Source organism: Martinezella tropici, from assembly GCF_008370325.1.
In the GTDB taxonomy this organism is placed as follows: domain Bacteria; phylum Pseudomonadota; class Alphaproteobacteria; order Rhizobiales; family Rhizobiaceae; genus Rhizobium; species Rhizobium tropici_B.
This window is the reverse complement of record NZ_VNIP01000006.1, coordinates 304,725-327,235: the sequence shown is the minus strand read 5'-3', so window position 1 is coordinate 327,235 and position 22,511 is coordinate 304,725. Positions and strand designations below refer to the sequence as shown.

The 22,511-nt window shown below is 60.1% G+C and carries 22 protein-coding genes; 13 read left to right on the top strand and 9 right to left on the bottom strand.

Annotated elements, in window-relative coordinates; genetic code table 11:
• Positions 1-48: 48 nt before the first annotated feature.
• Positions 49-789 (bottom strand): SDR family oxidoreductase, encoded by a 741-nt coding sequence (locus FP026_RS10000; protein ID WP_149634466.1) that lies wholly within the window; start codon positions 787-789, stop codon positions 49-51.
• Between the two features lie 123 nt (positions 790-912).
• On the opposite strand from FP026_RS10000, the gene FP026_RS09995 reads away from it, so the two are divergent.
• The 3 genes from FP026_RS09995 (at position 913) to FP026_RS09985 (ending at position 3,874) form a co-directional block, all read left to right on the top strand.
• The gene (locus tag FP026_RS09995; RefSeq protein ID WP_149634465.1) at positions 913-1,824 is read left to right on the top strand and encodes a LysR family transcriptional regulator; all 912 of its coding nucleotides are present in this window, start codon (positions 913-915) and stop codon (positions 1,822-1,824) included.
• A gap of 137 nt (positions 1,825-1,961) precedes the next feature.
• Complete coding sequence (locus tag FP026_RS09990; protein ID WP_149634464.1) at positions 1,962-3,308, top strand: LLM class flavin-dependent oxidoreductase; 1,347 nt, start codon at positions 1,962-1,964, stop codon at positions 3,306-3,308.
• A gap of 23 nt (positions 3,309-3,331) precedes the next feature.
• A complete protein-coding gene (locus FP026_RS09985) occupies positions 3,332-3,874 on the top strand; it encodes a carboxymuconolactone decarboxylase family protein (protein WP_149634463.1) in 543 nt (180 codons plus the stop codon).
• Positions 3,875-4,056: 182 nt separating this feature from the next.
• On the opposite strand, the gene FP026_RS09980 is transcribed toward FP026_RS09985, so the two are convergent.
• The gene (locus tag FP026_RS09980) at positions 4,057-4,485 is read right to left on the bottom strand and encodes an OsmC family protein (protein WP_149634462.1); all 429 of its coding nucleotides are present in this window, start codon (positions 4,483-4,485) and stop codon (positions 4,057-4,059) included.
• A gap of 153 nt (positions 4,486-4,638) precedes the next feature.
• On the opposite strand from FP026_RS09980, the gene FP026_RS09975 reads away from it, so the two are divergent.
• Positions 4,639-5,904 (top strand): glycerate kinase type-2 family protein, encoded by a 1,266-nt coding sequence (locus tag FP026_RS09975; RefSeq protein ID WP_149634461.1) that lies wholly within the window; start codon positions 4,639-4,641, stop codon positions 5,902-5,904.
• A 19-nt stretch (positions 5,905-5,923) separates the two neighbouring features.
• On the opposite strand, the gene FP026_RS09970 is transcribed toward FP026_RS09975, so the two are convergent.
• Entirely contained in the window at positions 5,924-6,106 is a 183-nt protein-coding gene (locus FP026_RS09970) for a hypothetical protein (RefSeq protein WP_149634460.1), read from the bottom strand.
• A 281-nt stretch (positions 6,107-6,387) separates the two neighbouring features.
• Between FP026_RS09970 and ggt the strand changes: the two genes are divergently transcribed.
• Both ggt and FP026_RS09960 read left to right on the top strand, forming a co-directional pair.
• Positions 6,388-8,130, top strand: a complete 1,743-nt coding sequence (gene ggt, locus FP026_RS09965) for a gamma-glutamyltransferase (protein WP_149634459.1) — start codon at positions 6,388-6,390, stop codon at positions 8,128-8,130.
• A gap of 354 nt (positions 8,131-8,484) precedes the next feature.
• Positions 8,485-9,939 (top strand): MFS transporter, encoded by a 1,455-nt coding sequence (locus FP026_RS09960; RefSeq protein WP_149634458.1) that lies wholly within the window; start codon positions 8,485-8,487, stop codon positions 9,937-9,939.
• Positions 9,940-10,195: 256 nt separating this feature from the next.
• On the opposite strand, the gene FP026_RS09955 is transcribed toward FP026_RS09960, so the two are convergent.
• Entirely contained in the window at positions 10,196-10,405 is a 210-nt protein-coding gene (locus FP026_RS09955; RefSeq protein ID WP_034503699.1) for a cold-shock protein, read from the bottom strand.
• A gap of 434 nt (positions 10,406-10,839) precedes the next feature.
• Here FP026_RS09955 and FP026_RS09950 point away from each other — a divergent pair, with 434 nt between their 5' ends.
• Positions 10,840-11,079, top strand: coding sequence for a hypothetical protein (locus tag FP026_RS09950; protein ID WP_149634457.1), 240 nt, complete (start codon positions 10,840-10,842; stop codon positions 11,077-11,079).
• A gap of 131 nt (positions 11,080-11,210) precedes the next feature.
• On the top strand, positions 11,211-12,764 hold the full coding sequence (locus FP026_RS09945) for a VOC family protein (RefSeq protein WP_149634456.1): 1,554 nt from the start codon (positions 11,211-11,213) through the stop codon (positions 12,762-12,764).
• Positions 12,765-12,836: 72 nt separating this feature from the next.
• On the opposite strand, the gene FP026_RS09940 is transcribed toward FP026_RS09945, so the two are convergent.
• Entirely contained in the window at positions 12,837-14,114 is a 1,278-nt protein-coding gene (locus FP026_RS09940) for an L-fuconate dehydratase (RefSeq protein WP_149634455.1), read from the bottom strand.
• A 42-nt stretch (positions 14,115-14,156) separates the two neighbouring features.
• Positions 14,157-15,317 carry a CaiB/BaiF CoA transferase family protein gene (locus FP026_RS09935; protein ID WP_149634454.1) on the bottom strand — a complete coding sequence of 387 codons (1,161 nt, stop codon included), beginning with the start codon at positions 15,315-15,317 and terminating at the stop codon, positions 14,157-14,159.
• Positions 15,318-15,548: 231 nt separating this feature from the next.
• On the opposite strand from FP026_RS09935, the gene FP026_RS09930 reads away from it, so the two are divergent.
• Positions 15,549-15,962 carry a carboxymuconolactone decarboxylase family protein gene (locus FP026_RS09930; protein ID WP_149634453.1) on the top strand — a complete coding sequence of 138 codons (414 nt, stop codon included), beginning with the start codon at positions 15,549-15,551 and terminating at the stop codon, positions 15,960-15,962.
• A 57-nt stretch (positions 15,963-16,019) separates the two neighbouring features.
• Here FP026_RS09930 and FP026_RS09925 read toward each other — a convergent pair whose 3' ends face one another.
• Positions 16,020-16,409, bottom strand: a complete 390-nt coding sequence (locus FP026_RS09925) for a hypothetical protein (RefSeq protein WP_149634452.1) — start codon at positions 16,407-16,409, stop codon at positions 16,020-16,022.
• Between the two features lie 330 nt (positions 16,410-16,739).
• On the opposite strand from FP026_RS09925, the gene FP026_RS09920 reads away from it, so the two are divergent.
• The 4 genes from FP026_RS09920 (at position 16,740) to FP026_RS09905 (ending at position 20,409) form a co-directional block, all read left to right on the top strand.
• Positions 16,740-17,243 (top strand): cupin domain-containing protein, encoded by a 504-nt coding sequence (locus FP026_RS09920; RefSeq protein WP_149634451.1) that lies wholly within the window; start codon positions 16,740-16,742, stop codon positions 17,241-17,243.
• Positions 17,244-17,455: 212 nt separating this feature from the next.
• A complete protein-coding gene (locus FP026_RS09915) occupies positions 17,456-18,304 on the top strand; it encodes a MetQ/NlpA family lipoprotein (RefSeq protein WP_149634450.1) in 849 nt (282 codons plus the stop codon).
• A 373-nt stretch (positions 18,305-18,677) separates the two neighbouring features.
• Positions 18,678-19,763 (top strand): methionine ABC transporter ATP-binding protein, encoded by a 1,086-nt coding sequence (locus tag FP026_RS09910; RefSeq protein WP_149634449.1) that lies wholly within the window; start codon positions 18,678-18,680, stop codon positions 19,761-19,763.
• The gene (locus FP026_RS09905; RefSeq protein WP_149634448.1) at positions 19,753-20,409 is read left to right on the top strand and encodes a methionine ABC transporter permease; all 657 of its coding nucleotides are present in this window, start codon (positions 19,753-19,755) and stop codon (positions 20,407-20,409) included. Before FP026_RS09910 ends, FP026_RS09905 begins: the two co-directional genes overlap by 11 nt.
• 63 nt (positions 20,410-20,472) lie before the next feature.
• Here FP026_RS09905 and FP026_RS09900 read toward each other — a convergent pair whose 3' ends face one another.
• Both FP026_RS09900 and FP026_RS09895 read right to left on the bottom strand, forming a co-directional pair.
• Positions 20,473-21,504: a hydroxyacid dehydrogenase gene (locus FP026_RS09900; protein ID WP_149634447.1), complete on the bottom strand. Its 1,032-nt coding sequence runs from the start codon at positions 21,502-21,504 to the stop codon at positions 20,473-20,475.
• Positions 21,505-21,559: 55 nt separating this feature from the next.
• On the bottom strand, positions 21,560-22,255 hold the full coding sequence (locus FP026_RS09895; RefSeq protein WP_149634446.1) for a DNA-3-methyladenine glycosylase I: 696 nt from the start codon (positions 22,253-22,255) through the stop codon (positions 21,560-21,562).
• Between the last annotated feature and the right edge of the window lie 256 nt (positions 22,256-22,511).

Genomic DNA, 22,511 nt, shown 5'->3' with positions numbered 1-22,511 from the left:
ATGGTGGTCTGAGGTCGGCGGCAGGCATTGCCCTGCCGCCCGATTGGTTCAGATCATGCCGCCATTGGCGCGCAGCGTCTGGCCGTTGACCCAGCCGCCGTCCGGACCGACGAGGAAGGAGACGGCGGCGGCGATATCCTGCGGCGTCCCCAAACGCTCCAGCGGGTTCATCTTGGCCATGCGGTCGATGAGCTCGTCGCTCTTGCCGTTGAGGAAGAGATCGGTGGCTGTGGGGCCGGGAGCAACGGCATTGACGGTGATCGAGCGGCCGCGCAATTCCTTCGACATGATGTCCGTCAACAGCTCGACCGCCGCCTTCGTGGCGGCATAGACGCCATAGGTTTCGAGCTTGAGGCCGACGATGCTGGTCGAGAAATTGACGATGCGGCCGCCGTCACGCAGGCGCTTGCCGGCCTCGCGCAGCGTATTGAACGTGCCCTTGAGGTTGATGGCGATATGGCGATCGAAATGCGCGTCGTCAGCATCGGCAATCCTGGCGAGTTGCATGATGCCGGCATTGTTGATGAGGACATCGACACCGCCGAAGGCTGCCTCTGCGGCATCGAACATGCGACGCACGGAATCGGCATCGGAAACATCGGCTTTCGCGGTCAGCGCCTTGCCGCCCTTTTCCTCGATCTTGCGGGCGAGTTCCTCGGCGGCAGCCTCGCTACCGGAATAATTGATGACCACGGTGAAGCCGTCTTCGGCCAGACGTTCGGCAACCGCGGCGCCGATGCCGCGGGATGCGCCGGTTACGATTGCTACCTTATTGGAATTGCTGCTCATTTTCTTCATCCTTCGTTGCCTTGCGCCGTAGCGCGTTTCGATGAGGAGAAGATGCCGCTTTCCATGAGGCGGATAATCAGTCATTAATCGGCATCACTATCCGAAATTAGCGAACAAAAAAATATGGACAGATTCGATGCCATGCGCGTGTTTTGCCGGGTCGTGGAACGGCGCAGCTTCACGCTGGCGGCTGAGGATACCGGCCTACCCCGCTCGACGGTGACGGATGCTATCAAACAGCTCGAGGCCAGACTCGGCGTGCGCCTGCTGCAGCGCACGACGCGGCATGTGAGCCCGACGCTCGACGGCGAAGCCTATTACCAGCGCTGCCTGCGCATCCTTTCCGATATCGAGGATGCGGAAGGCGCATTTGCCGGTGCGAAGCCGAAGGGAGTGCTGCGCGTCGACGTGCACGGAACGCTGGCCCGGCATTTCGTCCTGCCGAACCTGCCCTCCTTCCTCGAAACCTATCCCGATATCGAACTGCAGATCACCGAGGGCGACCGGTTCGTCGATCTGATCCGCGAAGGGATCGACTGCGTGCTGCGTGTCGGCACGCTGCAGGATAGCGACATGATCGGCCGGCGTGTCGCGATGCTGGAAGAAGTGACGCTTGCGGCGCCCGCTTATGTCGAGCGCTTCGGCATGCCGATCCATCCTGACAGGCTCGATGACCACCGCATGATCGGCTTCCGCTCGTCCGCGACGGGTGGGCTCTTGCCGCTGGAATTCCAGATCGATGGCACTGCGCGCGAGATTACCCTGCCGGCCACCATCTCCGTCAATGCGGCCGAGAGTTACTTCGCCGCGGCCAAGCTCGGTCTCGGCCTGATCCAGGTCCCGCGCTATCACGCGGAGGAAGCCCTACGATCGGGCGAGCTGCTGCATGTCCTTGAGGACTACCCACCGACGCGAACGCCCGTCTCAATGCTCTATCCGCGCAGCCGGCAGCTTTCGCCGCGGGTCCGCGTTTTCATAGACTGGCTGGCGAAGGTTTTTGCCGAGCAGAACGTGGCTGAAAGCCAGGCCGGATGAATATTCCGCGAAAGCGATCAAATAAATGAAATCGGCTCTTTGAATGCGCGGCCGGCACGCCTACGTCGTAATGCATTATCCCGCAGGCGGTGTCGTTTTGACGTCATGACAGCCAGGCGATTTTCGAGAGAGAGCCGATGACCGAACAGAAGCAATTGAAGCTCGGGGCCTTCATGCGCCCCGTCAGCCTGCATACCGGTGCCTGGCGTTATCCCGGCGCCTATCCGGACGCCAACTTCAATTTCCAGCACATCAAGAGCTTTGCTCAGGAGCTGGAAAAGGCGAAATTCGACGCCTTCTTCATGGCCGACCATCTTGCCGTTCTTAACATGCCGATCGAGGCTTTGAAGCGCAGCCAGACCGTCACCTCCTTCGAGCCCTTCACCCTGCTTTCGGCACTCGCCGCCGTCACCGACAGGATCGGCCTCGTCGCCACCGCCTCCACCACCTTCGACCTACCCTATCACATCGCCCGCCGCTTCGCCTCGCTCGACCATATCAGCGGCGGCCGCGCCGGCTGGAACATCGTCACCACATCCAATCCCGATGCCGCGCTTAATTTCGGCCTCGAAGAGCATATGGAACATGGCGAGCGCTACCATCGCGCCCGCGAATTCTATGATGTCGTCACCGGCCTCTGGGACAGCTTCGCCGACGACGCTTTCCTCCATGACGCCGAAAGCGGCATCTTCTTCGATCCGGAACGAATGCATGTGCTTGGGCACAAGGGCGAAGAGCTCAGCGTTCGCGGCCCGCTCAACATCGCCCGCCCGCCGCAGGGCTGGCCGGTCATCGTGCAGGCCGGACAATCGGATGCCGGCCGCCAGCTCGCCGCCGAAACGGCTGAAGCAGTCTTCGCAGCTCCCCGCAACCTCGCCGACGGCAAGGCGATCTTTGCCGATATCAAGGGACGGATGAAAGCCATCGGCCGCGATCCGGATCATTTGAAGATCCTGCCCGCCGCCTTCATCGTCGTCGGCGATACGATCGAAGAAGCGAAGGCCAAGCGGGCAAAGCTCGACAGCCTCGTTCACTACGATAGCGCCATCGCATCGCTATCGATCGCACTTGGGCATGATGCCTCCCAATTCGATCCGGACGGGCCGCTGCCGGAAATTCCGGAGACCAATGCCAGCAAGAGCGGCCGCGAACGCGTCATCGCCCTCGCCGAAGCCGAAAAGCTCACCGTGCGCCAGCTTGCCCAGCGCCTTGGCGGCTATGCCGGCCTCGCCTTTGTCGGCACCCCGCAGAGCATCGCCGACGAGATGGAGCAATGGCTGCACGAGGAAGGCTCGGACGGCTTCAACGTCGTCTTCCCTTTCCTGCCGCAAGGCCTGCTTGATGTAACCACTCGCGTCGTTCCGGAGCTGCAGCGCCGCGGCATCTTCCGCCGCGATTACGAAGGCACGACATTGCGCGAACATCTCGGCCTACCGCGCCCGGAAAACCGCTTCTTCAAGAAAACGGCAGCGGCAGCGCAGTAACAGAGCCGGTAAAAGAGAATGACATGAGCCATATCACGCCGATCGACTATGAAACCGCTTCCGACGCCGTGCGCGCGGAGCATGATCGCGAAGTGCAGCTGCGCGGCCGCATGACGAATATGAAGCGGACGCTACTGCATTCGCCGGTCGCGCATCGCATCTATGCGGAGTGGTTTCCCTTGCGCGAGGAACTGCGCCCGGCGCTGGACGATCGCGCCGTCTGGCTGCTTTGCCAAGCCATCGCGATCGAATGCCGCTCGATCATCCCGGTCGGTTTCTTCCGGCGCGCGCTGATCAATGCCGGCCTGACGCCGGAAACGATCGTGCCGACGGAGGACGAGGCGCTACTGATCGAATTCGGCAAGGCGATCGTCAGGGATTCCAACGCCATTCCCGAGGAAGTCTGGACGCGGCTCAAAGCACGTTATGACGAACCGACACTCGCCAACCTCGTTGCTTTCGCCGGCCTCATGATCGCAACGGCGATCTACAACAACGCCGTGAAGGTGGATATCGACCCGGAGCTCGGGCCTTATCTTGAAGGGTTTGAGTTTCCGGCGAAGTGACGAAATTGCCCCTCACCCTAACCCTCTCCCCGCACGCGGGGAGAGGGAATGACCTCTGTATCCTCGCCCAACTCAGTATTGAGAAAGGGACGGTGATGGCGCGGCTATCCCCTTCTCCCCGTCAAAACGGGAAGAAGGTGCCCGACAGGACGGATGAGGGGCTCTCGCCACCCGCTCCAAACTCACCCTGAAATGACAGTCGAAAACTGAGGATTGCCGCGGATCGTGTTGCTGACGGTGCAGATTTCATCTTCGGCGGCGTGCGCGATCGCATTACGCACCTCGTCGCCGAAATCGCCCTTGATCGTGAAGGCAATGTTGAATTTCTCGACGCGGGAAAGGCCTTCGGCCGCCTTTTCCCCGGTCACGACGGCGGTGACTTCGGTGAGCTTGTCGAGCACACCGAGGCTGCTCGCCGCCATGCGGGCGCTCAAGACCAGGCAAGCCGAGAGCGAAGAATAGAGCAGATCGAGTGGGTTGAAGCCGGGCTGCGACGGCGAGGTGACGATGTCGATCTCCCCGCCCGTCACCGAGGTCACATGCGGAAGCCCCGTGCGGCCGACGGTTGCGGTGGCACCCGTCTGTCTCGTCTTCACTTTCAGTTCGGCCATTTCGAAAATCCCTTAAATAAAACAGTGAAACTCTCTCTCCCTCAACATAGGGATTCGCATCATCGGACACAATTGCCGATCCCTCCCCTTGCGTCTGCGCGCGACTTAAGCCACCAAATCGTTACAAGCTCATCGCACGACAGGCAGTTCCACATGACCGTTATCAATCCCCGCGCCTTCCTGACCTCGCTGTTCGATGCCGCCGTTCGCGCTGCCGATCCGCTGACCGGCATTCGGGCACATCTGCCGGCCAAACTGAAGGGCCGGACGATCGTCATCGGCGCCGGCAAGGGTTCCGCCCAGATGGCTGCGGCGCTGGAACAATGCTGGGATGGTCCGCTGGAAGGTCTTGTCGTGACGCGATACGGTTTTTCCGCTCCTTGCCACCAGATCGAGATCATCGAAGCAGCCCACCCTGTGCCGGATGAGGCGGGCCTCACCGCCTCCCGCCGACTTCTGAAACTCGTCAAGAGCCTGACAGAGGACGATCTGGTGATCGCTCTGATATCAGGCGGCGGCTCGGCGCTGCTGCCCTCGCCGGCCGGCGCACTGAGCCTTGCCGACGAAATCGCCGTCAACAAGGCGCTGCTCGCTTCCGGCGCGCCGATTTCGGCGATGAATGTCATTCGCAAGCACCTATCGACCATCAAGGGAGGCCGGCTGGCCGCCGCGGCCCATCCCGCCAAGGTCGTCTCTCTCGTCGTCTCGGATATTCCCGGCGACGATCCGGCGCTGGTCGCTTCCGGCCCGACCGTGCCCGGTGCCGGCACACGTGCAGAGGCGCTCGATCTCATCCGCCTCTACCGTATCGAACTACCGCCAGCCGTTCTCGCCCATATCGAAAAACCCGAAGCCGAGGCGCCCCGTCCGGACGATCCGCGTTTTGCCGGCAATGAGGTCCATATCATCGCATCCGCCGGCGTCTCCCTGGAAGCAGCTGCGGAAATGGCACGCGGGGCCGGCATCGAAACCGTCATACTTTCCGACGCCATCGAGGGCGAAGCTCGCGAAGCCGCCCATGTCCACGCCGCCATCGCCCGCGAGGTGCTTCATCGCAACCGCCCCTTCACCAAGCCGATCGTATTGCTATCCGGCGGCGAGACGACGGTGACGCTGAAAGGCAAGGGCAAGGGCGGGAGAAACTCCGAATTCCTTCTGTCGCTGGCAATCGACATCGACGGTCATGACGGCATTCACGCCATGGCCGCCGACACGGACGGCATCGACGGCAGTGAGGACAATGCCGGCGCCTTTGCCGATGCGAGCACCGTGGCGCGGTTGCGCAAGGCCGGAATGGTGCCAGCCGAAATACTTGCGAACAATGACGCCTGGACGGCTTTCAACGCGATCGGCGATCTCTTCGTATCCGGCCCGACCGGAACGAACGTCAACGACTTCCGCGCCATCCTGATCGTGTAGCCGCTAAGAGCAGATGAGATCAGCCGATGGCGGCGCAATCATCGCAACGCCAGTAGACGGCCGCCATCGATGACCATCGGAAGAAGTGCCGGCTGCAATGGGCGCATTCGATTTCGACGACATGCGTCCTCTCGCCAACGATGAACGGCCTAGTCTTGATCCTGCGCTCGCTCTTCCATTGCTCGAGCTTCGTCACGGCCATGATTACCCTCCACGCAATACTCGCCCCAACAAGCAACAATCTAAAATAGATTCAACTAATAAAAGAAATATTGCAAGTGTGAACCAAGCTTCCGCAGGGTTGGAAGGCTGAAATTATCCGTAGTAGTGCACAAAAGACATAGCGAGCCGGCGGGGTCCGGCTGATGCGGCGGCATCGCTCGATTAAAAAATTGTGACAGCGGATATCGCCATTTTCGCGCGTGACACCATGTCATCTGTTGGCGATTTTCCACCAAGACAATAATGAGAGGCATATTCATCATGCGCCAATTCCGCCAACGGGCGATATCCTCGGTGACCCTCGTCACATTCGCCCTCTTTTCCGTCACCGCCAGAGCCGCCGCGCCGCCTCCGGTCGAGGCTGAACACGGCATGGTCGTCACGGCACAGCATTTGGCCACGGATGTCGGTGTGCAGGTACTGAAAAACGGCGGCAATGCCGTGGATGCCGCGGTTGCCGTCGGCTACACGCTCGCGGTGGTCTATCCAACCGCCGGTAATATCGGCGGCGGCGGCTTCATGACCATCCGCATGCGCGACGGCAAGACGGACTTCCTCGACTTCCGCGAGCGCGCGCCGTTGGCAGCCAAGAAGGACATGTATCTCGACGACAAGGGCAATATCGTCAAAGGTGCCAGCACCGAGGGCTATCTCGCCGTCGGCGTTCCGGGCTCGGTCATGGGCTTCGAGACTGCCCGCGAGAAATACGGCACGAAATCCCGCCAGGATCTGATGGCGCCGGCCATTCGCTATGCCAAGGAAGGCTTCACGCTGAACCAGGCCGATGCAGCCGAACTGAACGAGAGCAAAGATCGGCTCGCGCGCGATCCGGCCACCGCGGCGATCTTCACCAAGTCGGATGGCAAGCCCTTCGCGACGGGCGACAAGCTCGTGCAGCCGGATCTCGCCAATGCGCTATCAGGCATTTCGGATCAGGGGCCGGACGGCTTCTACAAGGGACCCGTCGCCAACGCCATCGTCAAGGCAAGCCAGGACAAGGGCGGCATTCTCTCAAACCAGGATTTCGAACAATACAAGGTTCGTGAACTGGATCCCGTGAAGTGCGACTATCGCGGCTACGAGATCATCTCATCTCCGCCACCCTCCTCCGGCGGCGTCATCATCTGCGAAATCCTCAACGTGCTGGAAGGCTATCCGCTCTCCTATACCGGCTACGGCTCGGCTGATACCGTGCATGTCATGGTCGAGGCCATGCGTCATGCCTATGTCGACCGCAACTCGGCTCTCGGCGATCCCGACTTTGTCGACAATCCCGTCAGCAAGCTGCTGGACAAGGCCTATGCCCAGAAGATCCGCGATAGCATCTCCCCCTATAAGGCCGGCGTTTCCAAGGATCTGATGCCCAAGGGTCTCGGCGAAAGCCACGAGACCACGCATTATTCGATCGTCGACAATGACGGTAATGCCGTTGCCGTCACCTACACGCTGAACGGCTCCTTCGGCGCCGGCGTCGTCGCACCCGGAACGGGCATCCTCTTGAACAACGAGATGGACGACTTCACCTCCAAGCCCGGCGTGCCCAATCTCTACGGCCTGGTGCAGGGCGAAGCCAATGCCATCCAGCCGAAGAAGACACCGCTATCCTCCATGAGCCCGACGATCATCGCCAAGGACGGCAAGCCCTTCATGGTGATCGGCAGCCCCGGCGGCTCGCGCATCATCACCATCACGCTCGAAGCGATCATCAACGTCATCGATTTCGGCATGAACATCCAGGAAGCGATCGACGCGCCGCGCATTCATCATCAATGGCTGCCGGATAAGGTCTATATGGAACCGCGAGCGCTTTCACCCGATACGATCAAGCTTTTGACCGGCATGGGCTACACGGTTCAGGTCGACAATAGCTGGCCGATCTGGGGCCAGGCCGCCGGCATCCTCGTCGGCGGCAAGAGCCTCGGCGACATCGCCAAGGGCGGAGGCGCTCGCTATAACGGCGCCATGGACAGCCGCGCCGGCTCGGGGCTTGCCGAAGGCTACTGATCACCTCGGCGCCTGCTGAAAACGACGACTCGGACCGGTGCCACCACCAATTGGCACCGGTCTTTTTGCCTATGGCATCGGGCCAAACGAGCACATTATCTTACGCGAAAAAACCAAGCGTGAGCATTTCGACGCGATATCGCGCCCATTCATTCACCTCACGTTCATTTGATGCCGCTTGCCCCTGCATGTGCGTCATTTTTTTCATCCCACCAATAGGATTTGCGATTTCTGATATAGCAATCGCGCGCAAGCAGGCGTATACAAACCGCCGTTCAAATAGGCCTTCGCGCCTGACCAGACTTGCGGTTCTGTCTTAGGACCCCACCGCACCATCGAGAGCGATCCCCGACAATGTCGGATCAGATATTCCAGGCCGCCCACACCCGGCGGGCCGCACCGAATTTTCGTGTAGTAGCGCTTATCGTGGCAAGCGCGATGTTCATGGAACAGCTTGACGCGACCGTGCTCGCAACAGCCCTTCCGACCATGGCAAGAGACTTCGGCGTCAGCGCGCCGGCCATGAGTATCTCGCTGACATCCTACCTTCTCAGCCTCGCGATCTTCATTCCCGCCAGCGGCGCCATCGCCGATCGCTTCGGGTCGCGCACCGTCTTCCGATCCGCCATCGCGGTTTTCGTTGTCGGCTCGCTTCTGTGCGCGCAGGCGCCGAACCTGTTCTTCCTCGTGATCGCGCGATTGCTGCAGGGTCTCGGCGGCGCGATGATGTTGCCTGTCGGTCGTCTCGTGCTGATGCGCAGCGTTGCGCGCAAGGATATGGTCAACGCCATGTCCTGGCTACTGATCCCGGCGCTCGTCGGCCCCATTCTCGGCCCGCCGGTCGGCGGCATGTTCGTCACCTATCTCGACTGGCGCTGGATCTTCTATATCAACGTGCCGATCGGCATCATCGGCTTTATCCTCGTGACCATGTTCATCGAGGAAGTGAAAGGCCCGCGCACCGGCCGTTTCGACCTCTCGGGCTTCATCCTGTCGGGCATCTCGCTCGGCTCTCTGCTCTTCGGTTTCGAAATGTCGAGCCGCGAGGGCGAAGGCTATCTCGCCGTCTTCCTGATCTCCGTCGGCCTCTTGTTCGGCATCGCCTACCTGCGCCACGCCCGCAAGCACCCCTCGCCGATCATGGACTTTTCGTTGATGAAGGTGCCGACCTTCCGCACCTCTGTCATCGCCGGTTCGCTGACGCGCATCAGCCAGGGCGCCCATCCCTTCCTGATCCCTTTGATGCTGCAGCTCGGCTTCGGCCTTTCGGCTGCCGCGGCCGGCCAGATCGCCATTGCGACCGCGCTGGGCTCCATGGCCATGAAACCGCTGCAGGTACGTATTCTGCGGACGCTGGGTTTCCGCACAGCCCTTATCATCTTCGGCCTGATCGGCACGCTCGGCTACGGCATGTGCGCCATCTTCCAGCCGGATTGGCCGCTGCCTGTCATCTTCGTGATTCTGTTCTTCTGCGGCTTCTTCATGTCGTTCCAGTTCACCGCCTACAACACGATCGCCTATGACGAGATCGAGCGCGATCGCATGAGCATCGCAACCAGCTTTTATTCGACCTTCCAGCAGCTGATGCTCTCGCTCGGTATCTGCGTCGCCGCCCTTGCCCTGCACGGCTCGACGCAACTGCGTGGACACGCAAAGGCCGAAATGAGTGACTTCTCCGCCGCCTTCATCGTCGTGACGGCCATTGCGCTGCTCGCGGTGATCTGGAACGCCAGCTTCTCGCGCACCGCCGGCTCCGAAATCAGCGGCCATCGCCGCAAATCGCCGGAAGACAGCCTCGGCGAGCATTGAGTTGGCTGGAGCGTGATGCCGAAAATTGTAAGCAGCGTAGGGACGGAATAATCATCCGGCGCTGAGCCGGCTGGCACGAAGCCACAACGCGCTCACCGATCATGCATCAGCGCTTCGACCTTGATGAACGGTTTTGTCCGCCTTGCGGAAGCAGGGATGAATGAAAACAAAAGAGGCCGGGCTAACCCGACCTCTTCCTTCATTGCCTAACGATCCATGCCAGGTCACCCGTGGCCAAAGACCGGAAACAAATGACTTACATGGCTTCGAGCTGATCGGCCGACATCTTGCCCGAACGCTTGTCCTTGACAAGCTCGTAGGAAATTTTCTGGCCGTCGCGCAGTGTGCTCATTCCAGCGCGCTCAACGGCTGAAATATGCACGAAAACATCCGTCGCCCCATCATCAGGCTGAATGAAACCAAAACCCTTGGCAGCATTGAACCACTTTACAGTACCTGTGCTCATAACAATGACCTTTCAATCACTCACATAAAGACGTCAACCCAGGAAACGCCCGGTTGACAGTAGACCGATTTTGAGAGGGAAGTTCGTCGTTATCGCGCAGAGTGCGTCGAGGCAAAGCGTCATTCACAAATATCGATGAGGAATCTTGTATCCGATAGGTGTATTCTTCACAAGCAGAAACATCTAAAATATCAAAATGTTGGATAGCGCATAAAAAATGACATACATGATGTCGCTTGATAAACTTCTGAATAGAATTGAAAGACCCTCTCTTTTGGACTCCGCTCGCCTGCTTCTGCGAAGGACTACCGAATTGTATCGTTGATGCCGGGCATCTTCTGCTACAGCATGATACCATCTCCGTTGTGCCTACAGTCGATCAGCTTGGGCTATTTGCGACCAGCATCAACACGATACACCCTATGGAGGCTGATATGACACCACCGAATAAAGAAAGCCTATTTGGTTCCAAGAGACAGGCGCCGGCAGACAAGGCCAATCAGCTCGATTCGACGGTTAAAGAAATTCTCGCCAGCGAGCATGCAATCCGTGAGCGAAAAACCGCCCGTCTGCGCGAGCTTCGGCTTGAGAAGGAAGCTTTGCAATCACCGCCGGAGCCTAAGACAAAGTCCAAACGGAAGACTCCGAAAAAATCTGGAACGGCTGAAACCTGATCTGACGGCCGATGTAGCGCGGCAAAACGTTGCGTTTTTGTGAACACTGCCTTCCACAGACCGCACATTGCATTGAACAATGGCCACGGCCTAAATAGCGACCAGAACGAAATAACAGTCTGGAGCATCCCATGGTCGCCGGCATTCATCACATCACGCTGATCACCCGCAAGGTCCAGGCGAATGTCGATTTCTACATCGGCTTCCTGGGCTTGCGCCTCGTCAAGCGCACCGGTGGCTTCGAGGACGCCACGCAGCTTCATCTCCTCTATGGCGACGCCAAGGGCTCGCCCGGCTCACTGATCACCTTTCTCGTTTGGGAAGATGGCTCGCCCGGCCGCGCCGGTGTCGGCCAGGTCGGCGAGATCTCGCTCGCGATCGATCCGGCGAGCATCGGCTTTTGGTTGACGCGAGCCCTGAGCGCCGGTCTGAAGCCGGAAGGTCCCGCCGAGGAATTCGGCGAGCCTGTCCTTCGGCTGAAGGACCCGGAAGGCGTCATCGTCAAGCTTGTGGGAACCCCGACCCTGCAGGCGACGGCTCCGTGGGCGAGCGATACCATTCCGGAAGAGCACGCGATCCGGCGTATCCGTGGCGCGACGCTATTCAGCGAAACGCCCGAGGAGACGCAGGCCATTCTTATCGATCACTTCGACTATCGGCCGCTCACCACCAGCGGGGCGATCAGCCGGCTCGTGTCTGAACCGGGGGATATCCTCGACATCCGCGATGCACGTGGCTTCTGGGCCAGTGCTCCGGGCACGGGCACGGTCGATCATGTCGCCTTTCGCGCCAAGGATGATGCCGAACTGCAGTCGGTTCGCACCGCACTGCAGGCGATCAATTCCGGGCCGACGGCGATGCATGACCGGAAATATTTCCGCTCGCTCTACGTCCGCGAGCCCGGCCGCATCCTCTTCGAACTCGCAACCGATGCACCCGGCATGCTGATTGACGAGGACGAGGCAACGCTCGGCACGCGTCTCTTTGCCCCCGGCGACAGTCCGAAGCTTTTGGCTGAACTGAACGTGATCCTGCCGCAGTTCTCCATGCCCGGCGAACCGCGCGTGATCTATCGCGATCTGCCCTTCATCCATCGCTTCTTCACGCCCGAGCAGCCGAACGGCAATATCTTCATTCTGCTGCACGGCTCCGGAGCCAACGAAACGACGATGTTGCCGCTCGGCCATAAGATCGACGCCGATGCGACATTGCTCAGCGTGCGCGGCCGTGCGCTCGAGGAAGGTGCCCCGCGCTGGTTTCGCCGGACCGGCCCGATGTCCCTCGATCAGGCTGATATCGCCAGCGAGGCCGAAGCCTTTGCCGCCTTCATCGATGGCGCGATCCATGCCTATGGGCTCGACCCGGACCGCATCGTCTATATCGGCTATTCGAACGGCGCCAACCTGCTGAACGCCATGCTGTCGCTGCACCCGCACCTCATCCGCCGCGCCGTGCTGCTGCGCTCCATGGCTGCGCTCGAAAATCCGCCGGCGGCTGATGTGTCGGATGCCGAGGTACTTGTGATTGCTGGCGAAAAGGACCTGTACGGCCCATACGCCCAGCCTCTCGCCGAACGCCTGCGTGACAGCGGCGCAAAGGTCGAACTTGCAACGGTGCCTGCCGGTCACGAGTTTGACGATACTGACGTGCCGGTCATTCAGGCATGGTTGAACAAATCCGCCTGAAGCCCACCTTCTGAGCTGAATGACAAAAGCCCGCCAAACGGCGGGCTTTTGCTTTGATCAATGCGGCTGAGCTCACCTCTTGAACGTATATTCCGCGATCGATTCCGGCTTCATCTCGATCGAGAAGCCTGGAAGGCTCGGCGGCATGTAGGCCGCGTCGCGGATGATGCAGGGGTCGATGAAATGCTCGTGCAGATGATCGACATATTCGATGACGCGGCCGTCCTTGGTGCCTGACACGGCGATGTAATCGATCATCGACAGGTGCTGCACATATTCGCAAAGCCCGACACCGCCGGCATGCGGCCAGACCGGCAGACCATACTTGGCGGCGATCAGCAGCACCGCAAGAACTTCGTTGAGACCGCCCATGCGGCAGGAATCGATCTGCACGATGTCGATGGCGCCTTCGGCGATGAACTGCTTGAACATGATGCGGTTCTGGCACATCTCGCCGGTCGCGACTTTTACGGGGCCGATCGCTTCGCGGATCTTGCGATGTCCGGCGACATCATCCGGGCTGGTCGGCTCCTCGATGAAGAAGGGCTTGGCGAAGGCGAGCTTGCGCATCCAGTCGATCGCCTGATTGACTTCCCAGACCTGGTTGGCATCGATCATCAGATAGCGGTCGGGGCCGATCACTTCGCGAGCGATAGTGAGGCGGCGGATATCGTCTTCGAGATCGCGGCCGACCTTCATCTTCACATGATTGAAGCCGGCGTCGATAGCCTCCTGACACAGGCGGCGCAGCTTGGCATCGTCATAGCCGAGCCAGCCGGCCGAGGTCGTATAGCAGGCATAGCCCTCGCGCTCGAGCGTGGCGATGCGGTCTGCCTTGCCGGCTTCCGCCTTCTTCAGGATGGCGACGGCCTCGTCGCGAGTAAGAACGTCGGTCAGGTAACGATAGTCGACAATATCGGCAATCTGCTCCGCATCCATCTCCGCAACCAGCCGCCAGACCGGTTTGCCGGCTTCCTTGGCAAGCAGGTCCCAGACGGCGTTGACGACGGCGCCTGTCGCCAGGTGCATCGCACCTTTCTCCGGGCCGATCCAGCGCAGTTGGCTGTCGCTGGTCAGATGCCGCCAGTATTTGCCCGGGTTTTCCAGCACCGCCTTAAGCTCCGTGCCGACGACCAGATGCCGCATCGCCTCGATTGCCATACAGCAGATGTCGTTGCCGCGGCCGATGGTGAAGGTCAGGCCATGGCCGGCAAGGCCCGGTTTGTCGGTATCGAGAATGACATAGGCTGCCGAATAGTCCGGATCAGGATTCATCGCATCCGAACCGTCGAGGCTCTGCGATGTCGGGAAGCGCAAATCGAAAACGCGAAGATTGGTGATGCGCGTCATTGGAAAACTCCTTCTATATCCATCGGCGACCTCTCGACCTCTTTAGCCAAGGTCGAACTCCTCCCAGAGCGCCGTATTATGCTCGCCAACGTGCGGGGCCGCACGCTCGAATTTCGGCCGCTGCCCGTCGATACGGATGGGCGAGCGGGTGGTACGCAGGCTGACGCCATCATCGCGCCCGACTGTCTGCAGCATGTCGAGAACGCGAAAGCCTTCGCTGCCCAGAAGCTCCGGCCAGTTCAGCACTTTTGCGCACCAGATGTCGGCAGGCTCGAGGATCGCAAGCCAGTCGTCAACGTTGCGGGTGGCGATGCGCGTCGCGATCAGCGCCTTGATCTCATCGCGCGACGTGAACCAGCTCTTCTCATGATCGCGATAGGGCGCCAGTTCCTCCATGCCGAGCAGGTCGGCAAGCTTGGAAATCGGCGTCATGGCGATGGCGAGATAACCGTCGGCGGCGGGATAGACACCATAGGGTGCCGAAAGATAGGCATGGGCGCTGCGAACATGGGAGCGCTCAGGCAGCTTGCTGCCGTCGTTCATATGGACGCTCAGCACCTCGACCTGCAGATCGACCAGCGCCTCGAGCAAGCTGGTCTCCACCAGCCCGCCCTTGCCCGTCACGCCGCGTCGCACCAGGGCCGCAAGAATGCCCTGAGCCGCCGCAGCACCCGCCAGCATGTCGCCGATCGCAAGGCCGAAAGGCACGGGACCCTGCCCCTCGTTACCGTTCAGCCACATGACGCCGGAGCGCGATTGCGCCAGAAGATCCTGCCCTGGCCGCGAAACCCACGGCCCCTCTTCGCCATAACCGCTGATCGAGCAATAGACGAGGCGCGGATTGAGCTTGCAGGCAGCTTCATAATCCAGCCCCAGCCGTTCGATCACGCCGGGGCGAAAATTCTGCACGAGAACATCGGCCCTGGAGACGAGCTTGCGTAGCGCGCTCATGTCGCGCTCGTTCTTCAGGTCGATCGCGAGACTTTCCTTGGAGCGGTTGATGGCGTGAAAGATCGTCGAATCGCCAATTTCATGGTCGCTGAGATAGAGCCCGCGCGCGAGATCGCCGCCACCTGGCCGTTCGATCTTGATGACCCTGGCACCGAGATCCATCAGCCGCAGCGTGCAATAGGGACCCGACAGGAACTGGCTCATATCGACGACAACAAGCCCGGCCAGCGGCAAGTCCTTCTTCAACGCCATCGATATTCCTGCCCCCTGACATCGCTCCGGCTCAAAGCGCCTCTCCGCCTTGAGGAATATCCCCGCCGCCGGATTCTGCGTCAGCCCCAATCTTCTTATGTGAATAGTATTTTCACATATGGATGATTTTTGCAAACGAAAAGAGGAAGCAAATTCGACCGTGCTCCCGCCGACATGGCGTAAAAATGCGCTATGTTCCGGCACAGTTAGGATTGCTGAAGGAGATAGAGAATGGCGACGGTGAAATTGTTCGATGATGCGGAAGCAGACGCAATCCCAGCGGTCAAGGCGGTATTCGCCGATATTCGCGCGGTGAGAAAATCCGACTTCGTCAATAATTTCTGGCGCGGCCTGGCAAATGATCCCCCGCTGCTGAAGCGGACGTGGGAGGGTCTGAAAGCGGTCATGATGGCGGAAGGGGCGCTCGACCCGCTGGTGCGAGAGATGATCTATATCGCCGTCTCCACCGCCAACGGCTGCACCTATTGCGTCCATTCCCACACGGCAGCCGCCAAGGCAAAGGGCATGACCGATGCGCAGCATGGGGAATTGCTTGCCGTCATCGGGCTTGCCGGACAGACCAATCACCTGGTTACGGCAATGCAGATCCCCGTCGATCCGGAATTCGATTTGAGCGGCCGATGAAATGCAGAAGGCCCGCCGGCAAATGCCGGCGGGCCTTCGATAAACGGTCTTCGCTATTTAGCGATCCGAGGTTTCCGATGCTTGACCATCTGCCGCGATGGCAGCGACGCTAATGCCGTTGTTCACGACCAGCAGCCTTTTGCGGACCAGAACGCCCATGACGCGGGCGGCCGTCGAAAAGGTCATCGTGTCAAGCGGACCCTCGCCCTCCCAGGGCTTGGTCAGCCGCTCGGTCACCGCCGAGACGATATTGTTCGGCACGATGTCCGTGCATTCGCGCATGGTTTCGAAAACGACGCTAATGGGATGAATACGTCCCTCGAACGTCACGATCGGTTCGGTAACTTCGCTATCCCACTCCTCGAAGGCGTAGAGTGCCTCGCGGAAGAGCTGCTGCAGCGTGATGGGGGCATGACCCTCATGAAGGGGCGGCAAGGCATTCGACATGTCTGTCTCCTTTCAATTGGAAGTCCGGCGCATGTATGAAAGTCGATGGTCTCCTTGGAGACCCAAGCGCTGCTTCTGCAGTTTGGCGCACCTGAAAATGAGGGACTTCGGCGCGGCAAACCATTTTGTGACCGGCGCAACGCGGGAACCACACGAAATGTTCCCACCGGTCATGTAACTTGATCAAGTCTATAGATTAATCACGACTTGAAAAGCCTCCTTGATAACTTTCTGCAATTCCCTTTATTTTTGAATGGCTTCGCGTAGAGTGGAACAACAGCGTTCCTGTGGAAGACATGCGAATCTCCCTCCAAAACCGAAAGGACGACCATGTGCGGCGATCATGAGCACGGGCATCAAAACGGGCACGATCACGGCCATCAACCGATCGACTGGCGTAAACATGGCGTCAAAATCATTCCCGGCAATGCCCTCGACCCGAATACGGCGCAGACGCCGGGCATGAACCGCGCAACCGCCATCAACCATGCACGCGCCGGCGCGGAAAAGATCTGGGCGGGAACCGTGACGATCCACGCCAATGCCAAGACCGGCGCTCATCATCACGGCGATCTGGAAAGCATCATCTATGTCGTCAAAGGCAAGGCGCGGATGCGCTGGGGCGACAATCTGGAATTCGTTGCCGAAGCCGGCCCCGGCGATTTCATCTTCGTGCCGCCCTACGTGCCGCATCAGGAGATCAATGCGAGCCGCGACGAAACGCTGGAATGCGTTCTGGTCCGCTCCGGCCAGGAACCGGTCGTCGTCAATCTCGACATAGAACCCATCGAAAAACCGGAAGAAGTCCTCTGGAAGGACCCAATTCACCGGTGACACGCCCAGTTTTTAGGCAATTGCTCATTTTGCCGCATTAATAATCTACAACATTTATAGAAAATTAGTTTGCGCTTTCGCATCGCACTGAAAAGAGTTTTTCAGAACTGCACCGCACAACGCACGATCCTGCTTCGCGGCGCCAATACGCGTCTGAGATGATTGGTCCGTCAACGAGAAAACAATCTCGCTCATCTGGAACAGGATTTCCCATGACTGAAAAGCTTTCCAAAGGTTTCGACGCGCTGCGCCTTTCCCGCCGCGCCGGCCTTGCCGCCATCTTTGCTTCCGCTGTCGCCGTATTCGGCTTGACGGCAACCGCACCGCAGACCTTCGCTGCAGACAAGACGATCAAGGTCGGCATCATGAGCGGTGAGGATGAAGACGTCTGGCGCGTCGTGGTCGCCGAAGCCGCCAAGAAGGGCCTGAAGATCGAGCCCGTCGTCTTCAACGACTATACCCAGCCGAACGAGGCCCTGGAGCGCGGCGAAGTCGACGCCAACGCTTTCCAGCACAAGCCCTACCTCGACAACCAGATCAAGCAGCATGGCTATCACATTGTCATTGCCGGCTACACGGGCATCTGGCCGATCGGTCTCTACACGAAGAAGTACAAGACCGTGGCCGAGCTTCCGAAGGGCGCTGCCATCGGCGTGCCGAACGACCCTTCCAACGAAGGCCGCGCGCTTCTCGTGCTACAGCACCAAGGCATCATCAAGCTCAAGGACGGCACCGGCATCCTCGCCACTACCGCCGACATTGCTGAGAACCCGAAGAACGTCGACATCAAGGAACTGGATGCCGGTATCGTCGGCCGCTCGATCGACGATCTTGACGCAGCTGTCGTCAACACCGACTGGGCGCTGAAAGCGGGGCTCTCTGCGAAAGACCGCATCGCGCAGGAGCAGACCAATGACAACCCCTACCGCAACTTCATCGCCGTGAAGAAGGGCAGCGAAAACGAAGCCTGGGTGAAGACCCTGGTCGCATCCTACCAGAACGACACCGTCAAAGCCGAGTTCGACAAGGTCTACAAAGGCACCGGCCAGAGCGCCTATTGATATCAGAACGGCGCGGGGAACAGCGCTGAGCAGCAAGGCGGCCCGGGCATCCTGCCCGGGGCCGCCTTAGGCGTTTTTCCGATTTTGGGATGCGGTGAAGTCTAACTAAAATTGGCCGAGAAGTTCGTGGAGAGTACGCCCCCTCTGTCCCTTTCGGGACATCTCCCCCACAAGGGGGAGATTGGAAATTCGCGGCAAGCCATCACCAGGAAACGCGTCTCGCGCCTGCTGACACATTGCCGATTGTTCTGCTAAGCGCGCAACAAACTCCCAACGATCTCCCCCCTTGTGGGGGAGATGTCCCGAAAGGGACAGAGGGGGGTATAATGGCCTCAACGAACTCAAAGGCCGCTTTTACACAAAGAGACACATAATGAATTCTTTCACCCCAGCCACATCAATCGACGGACAGGCGCCGCCCGAACGATCCCCCGGCGATGATATCGTCCGCCTGGTCGACGTTCGCCGCCGGTTCGGCACGACGCCGGCGCTAGACGGCATATCGCTGACCGCGCGACGCGGCGAGATCGTCGGCATCATCGGCCGCAGCGGCGCCGGCAAATCGACGCTGATCCGCTGCCTGAACGGGCTGGAACGCACCGATAGTGGAGAGATCCACATCGAAGGCCGCGATATCGCCCGCCTATCGGAAAAGGATCTGCAGCCGCTGCGCCGCCGCATCGGCATGGTCTTCCAGCACTTCAACCTGCTTTCCTCCAGAACGGTCGAGGAGAATATCGCGCTGCCGCTGAAGATCGAGGGCGTCGCCAAGCCGGAACGATTGCGGCGCGCCCGCGAACTGCTTGATCTCGTCGGCCTCGCCGACAAGGCGAAGGCCTACCCATCGGCCCTGTCCGGCGGCCAGAAGCAGCGTGTCGGCATCGCCCGTGCCCTTGCCGCGCGGCCCGCCATTCTCCTGTCGGACGAAGCGACATCGGCGCTCGATCCGGAAACCACCCGCTCCATCCTGGCTCTTCTCAAGGACATCAATCGCAAGCTCGGTCTGACGATCCTGCTCATCACCCATGAGATGGAAGTGGTGCGTTCGATTGCCGATCGCGTTGCCGTCATCGATGCTGGCAGGATTGTCGAAGAGGGTTCGGTATGGATGGTCTTCGCCAATCCCGAAGCGGAAATCACTGCGAGCTTGCTAAGCGGCGTCCGTCCGCAGCTTCCGGAGCATATCGCCGCCCGCCTTTCCCCGACATCGGGGACTGAAGCCATCCTCAGCGTCGATCTAGCCGGCCCTGCCGCGCAAGGCGCACTCTTCGCCGAGCTTTCGGCCGCCCTTCCCCGCTCATTCCGTCTGGTGCATGGGGGCATCGACCATATCCAAAACCAGCCCGTCGCCCGCTTCTTCGTGGCTGTGCCGACGCGCGACGCGACCTTGCCCGCGCAGGTCAGCGATTTTCTGAAGGCCCGTTCTGCCCGGGTGGAGGTTCTAGGCTATGACAACTGATGTAATCCTCGGCCTGCTTTGGCGTTCGTTCTGGCAGACGATCTGGATGACGGGCGCCTCGGGCTTTCTCTCCCTCGTCATCGGCCTGCCGCTCGGGCTTGCCCTAGTCGTCACCAGCCGCGGCGGTATCGCCGAGCAGGGTGCGATCAATCGCATGCTAGGTGTCCTGGTCGACGGCTTCCGCGCCGTGCCTTTTATCATCCTGCTCATCGCCCTCATTCCGCTGACGCGTTTGATCGTCGGCACGGCGCTCGGCACGACGGCTGCGATCGTGCCGCTGACCATCGCCGCGATCCCTTATTACGCACGCGTTGCCGAGGTCTCTCTGCGTGATGTCGATCGCGGCCTGATCGACGCTGTGCGCGCCATGGGCGGCAATCGCTGGACCATTGTCCGCGAGGTACTGATACCGGAAGCCATGCCCGGCATCGTCGCCGGCTTCACGGTGACCATGGTGACGCTGATCGGCGCATCCGCCATGGCCGGCACGATCGGCGGCGGCGGTCTCGGCGACCTTGCCATCCGCTATGGCTACCAACGCTATGAAACGAACGTCATGATCGCCGTCGTCATGATCCTGATTATTCTGGTCTGGGGTATGCAATGGCTGGGCGATCGCCTGGCCAACCGGCTCGATCGCCGCTAGTCCCGTCAATACAAATCCATTCCCTGCACAGAGAGACACTGCGCCGGGAATGGAGACCCGCCGTCAGTTGCGCGTCACCGGTTTCGAGCGCATGCGCGATACTGTTTCCCGCTCGGCGCGCTTGCAGCGCATCGGCGGCAGGCCGCGATCCATCAGATCCATATCTTCCAGCACCATGTCGCCCATCTTTTTGAAGGCGCTGTCGAGCGCGCCGGCGCGATGAGCCGAGCGGAGGAACCCCTTGAGCTTGCGCACGGGATGATCGAGGCCAAGCGGCTCCTCGGGATAGACATCGCTTGCCGCCACGATATGACCCGAAGCGACCGCCGCCATCAGCGCGTCGAAATCCACCACATCCGCGCGGCTGAGCAGTATGAAGGCTGCCCCCTTGCGCATTTTCGCGAAAGCTTCGGCATCGAGAAAGCCCTTGTTCTCGCTGGTGACGGACGCGACCACGAAAACGAAATCGCTGCCTGACAACACCTCGTCGAGCCCAGCGGGCTGCACGCCGTGTTCTCTCAGGATCGACGGCGGCATCCAGGGATCGAACACCCTGATATTGGCATGGAAGCCGGAGAGCACCCGCTTCAGCGCCTTGCCGAGATCGCCAAAGCCGACAATGCCGATATCACTGCCAGAAAGCAGCCGGGCGCGGGCATTGCCGTCGCCGCCCCAAAGCTCCCTCCCCTCGCGGAAATCGAGATCGGCATCGGCGATGCCGCGCGCCAGGCTCAAGGCAAATCCGAGACCGATCTCGGCGACCGGCTCGGCGAAGACGAGACCCGTGGTTACGACATGGATGCCGCGTTCGAAAAGCACCTCATAGGGCATGTTGTTGATGAGATTGCTCTCGACATTCAGGATGCAGCGCAGTTGCGGCATTTGGTCGAGCGTTTCCTTCGAAAGCGGTGGCTGGCCGATGATGTAGCGCGCCTCGCCGAGCACCTCGTCGCCCAGTCCGGCGATATTGTCCGGATCCGCCTCGACGAGGCGATATTTCGAGTGAAGGAGCGACAGTGCGTCCTTGGTGAAGATAAGCTCGAGCGAGCGCGGCTCTGGCGCGCTGATGGCCAAGGTCCTGCTGTCGGTCGTCATTCTAGTCCTCCCTGTCTGGCGACGCGATCCAATAGCATTCGACGGATCAGATCAATCAGGCCTCGTCCTCTTCTCCAGGCATTCCGACGGAGAAGGCACAGATGCGTGAGAGATAGGTGAGCGGCAGGCCTGTCTCCGCGCGCCAGGCATTGAACTGATCCTGGATCAGCCGCAGATCCTTCTTCGTCGGCTTATTTTCGGAGATCGGCACGCCGGAAAGCCGCAGACAGACGAGAACGTCATGGCTCATGACGAAGCTATCGCGGCCGATCGCCCGCAGGAGATATTGGCCGGTCATACCACCGAGCCGGTTCGCCTGCTTGGCGAGAACGGCAAGCAGGCCGATCTGATCCTCCAGCGGCCAATCGGCAAAGAAGCGGCCAGCGCTGCCATGATCGTCGGCAAGCTTGCGAACGAACTGTGCATTGTCCCGCACCGACATGATTTTGGCGCCATTGCGGATGACCCGCGTATCGGAGGTCAGCTCATGCCAATAATCATCCGGCGCGAGATTGAGGAAGGCCGGATCGAAATCGGAAAAAGCAGCTTCGAACCCCGCCCATTTGGCATCGATGACGTTGCGGACGAAGCCCGCGTAGAAGATGTAGCGCGTCATCTCCGCCAGGATGCGGTCATCAGGCAGGGCGCGCAGGGCATCATGGTTCGGCGCCTTCGGCATCAACGCCTTCAGCCCCTCGGCGCCGCCCTTGCGCTTCTCGGCCCGCTCCCTGATCTCCACAAAACTCGCCATCGCTTTCTCCATGCCTGCGCTGTATGTCCAAGTCTTTTATGATCTTCCGCCGCCGCATAAGTAATCTTCATGCAATGATCGCCTGTGAAAAACACGGCATCGAAAGATATGAATCGAAAGTTGATCGCACTGCGGTATGAATTGATTTCCGCGGTGATTGAAACTGTTCCTAGCTGCTCCAGATATCGTCTTGAAATTAACTTGAGATTTCGTGCAGCACAGCGTTAATTTCGGCGGCATTGGATCGGAGCCTCGC

Coding starts and splice junctions, on each gene's coding strand:
- FP026_RS09955 (WP_034503699.1), bottom strand. CDS start 10,405: ATGAGCACAGGTACTGTAAAGTGGTTCAATGCTGCCAAGGGTTTTGGT.
- FP026_RS09960 (WP_149634458.1), top strand. CDS start 8,485: ATGTCGGATCAGATATTCCAGGCCGCCCACACCCGGCGGGCCGCACCG.
- FP026_RS09985 (WP_149634463.1), top strand. CDS start 3,332: ATGAGCCATATCACGCCGATCGACTATGAAACCGCTTCCGACGCCGTG.
- FP026_RS09900 (WP_149634447.1), bottom strand. CDS start 21,504: ATGACGACCGACAGCAGGACCTTGGCCATCAGCGCGCCAGAGCCGCGC.
- FP026_RS09980 (WP_149634462.1), bottom strand. CDS start 4,485: ATGGCCGAACTGAAAGTGAAGACGAGACAGACGGGTGCCACCGCAACC.
- FP026_RS10000 (WP_149634466.1), bottom strand. CDS start 789: ATGAGCAGCAATTCCAATAAGGTAGCAATCGTAACCGGCGCATCCCGC.
- FP026_RS09975 (WP_149634461.1), top strand. CDS start 4,639: ATGACCGTTATCAATCCCCGCGCCTTCCTGACCTCGCTGTTCGATGCC.
- FP026_RS09920 (WP_149634451.1), top strand. CDS start 16,740: ATGTGCGGCGATCATGAGCACGGGCATCAAAACGGGCACGATCACGGC.
- FP026_RS09895 (WP_149634446.1), bottom strand. CDS start 22,255: ATGGCGAGTTTTGTGGAGATCAGGGAGCGGGCCGAGAAGCGCAAGGGC.
- FP026_RS09940 (WP_149634455.1), bottom strand. CDS start 14,114: ATGACGCGCATCACCAATCTTCGCGTTTTCGATTTGCGCTTCCCGACA.
- FP026_RS09995 (WP_149634465.1), top strand. CDS start 913: ATGGACAGATTCGATGCCATGCGCGTGTTTTGCCGGGTCGTGGAACGG.
- FP026_RS09970 (WP_149634460.1), bottom strand. CDS start 6,106: ATGGCCGTGACGAAGCTCGAGCAATGGAAGAGCGAGCGCAGGATCAAG.
- FP026_RS09905 (WP_149634448.1), top strand. CDS start 19,753: ATGACAACTGATGTAATCCTCGGCCTGCTTTGGCGTTCGTTCTGGCAG.
- FP026_RS09930 (WP_149634453.1), top strand. CDS start 15,549: ATGGCGACGGTGAAATTGTTCGATGATGCGGAAGCAGACGCAATCCCA.
- FP026_RS09950 (WP_149634457.1), top strand. CDS start 10,840: ATGACACCACCGAATAAAGAAAGCCTATTTGGTTCCAAGAGACAGGCG.
- FP026_RS09945 (WP_149634456.1), top strand. CDS start 11,211: ATGGTCGCCGGCATTCATCACATCACGCTGATCACCCGCAAGGTCCAG.
- FP026_RS09915 (WP_149634450.1), top strand. CDS start 17,456: ATGACTGAAAAGCTTTCCAAAGGTTTCGACGCGCTGCGCCTTTCCCGC.
- FP026_RS09935 (WP_149634454.1), bottom strand. CDS start 15,317: ATGGCGTTGAAGAAGGACTTGCCGCTGGCCGGGCTTGTTGTCGTCGAT.
- FP026_RS09910 (WP_149634449.1), top strand. CDS start 18,678: ATGAATTCTTTCACCCCAGCCACATCAATCGACGGACAGGCGCCGCCC.
- FP026_RS09990 (WP_149634464.1), top strand. CDS start 1,962: ATGACCGAACAGAAGCAATTGAAGCTCGGGGCCTTCATGCGCCCCGTC.
- ggt (WP_149634459.1), top strand. CDS start 6,388: ATGCGCCAATTCCGCCAACGGGCGATATCCTCGGTGACCCTCGTCACA.
- FP026_RS09925 (WP_149634452.1), bottom strand. CDS start 16,409: ATGTCGAATGCCTTGCCGCCCCTTCATGAGGGTCATGCCCCCATCACG.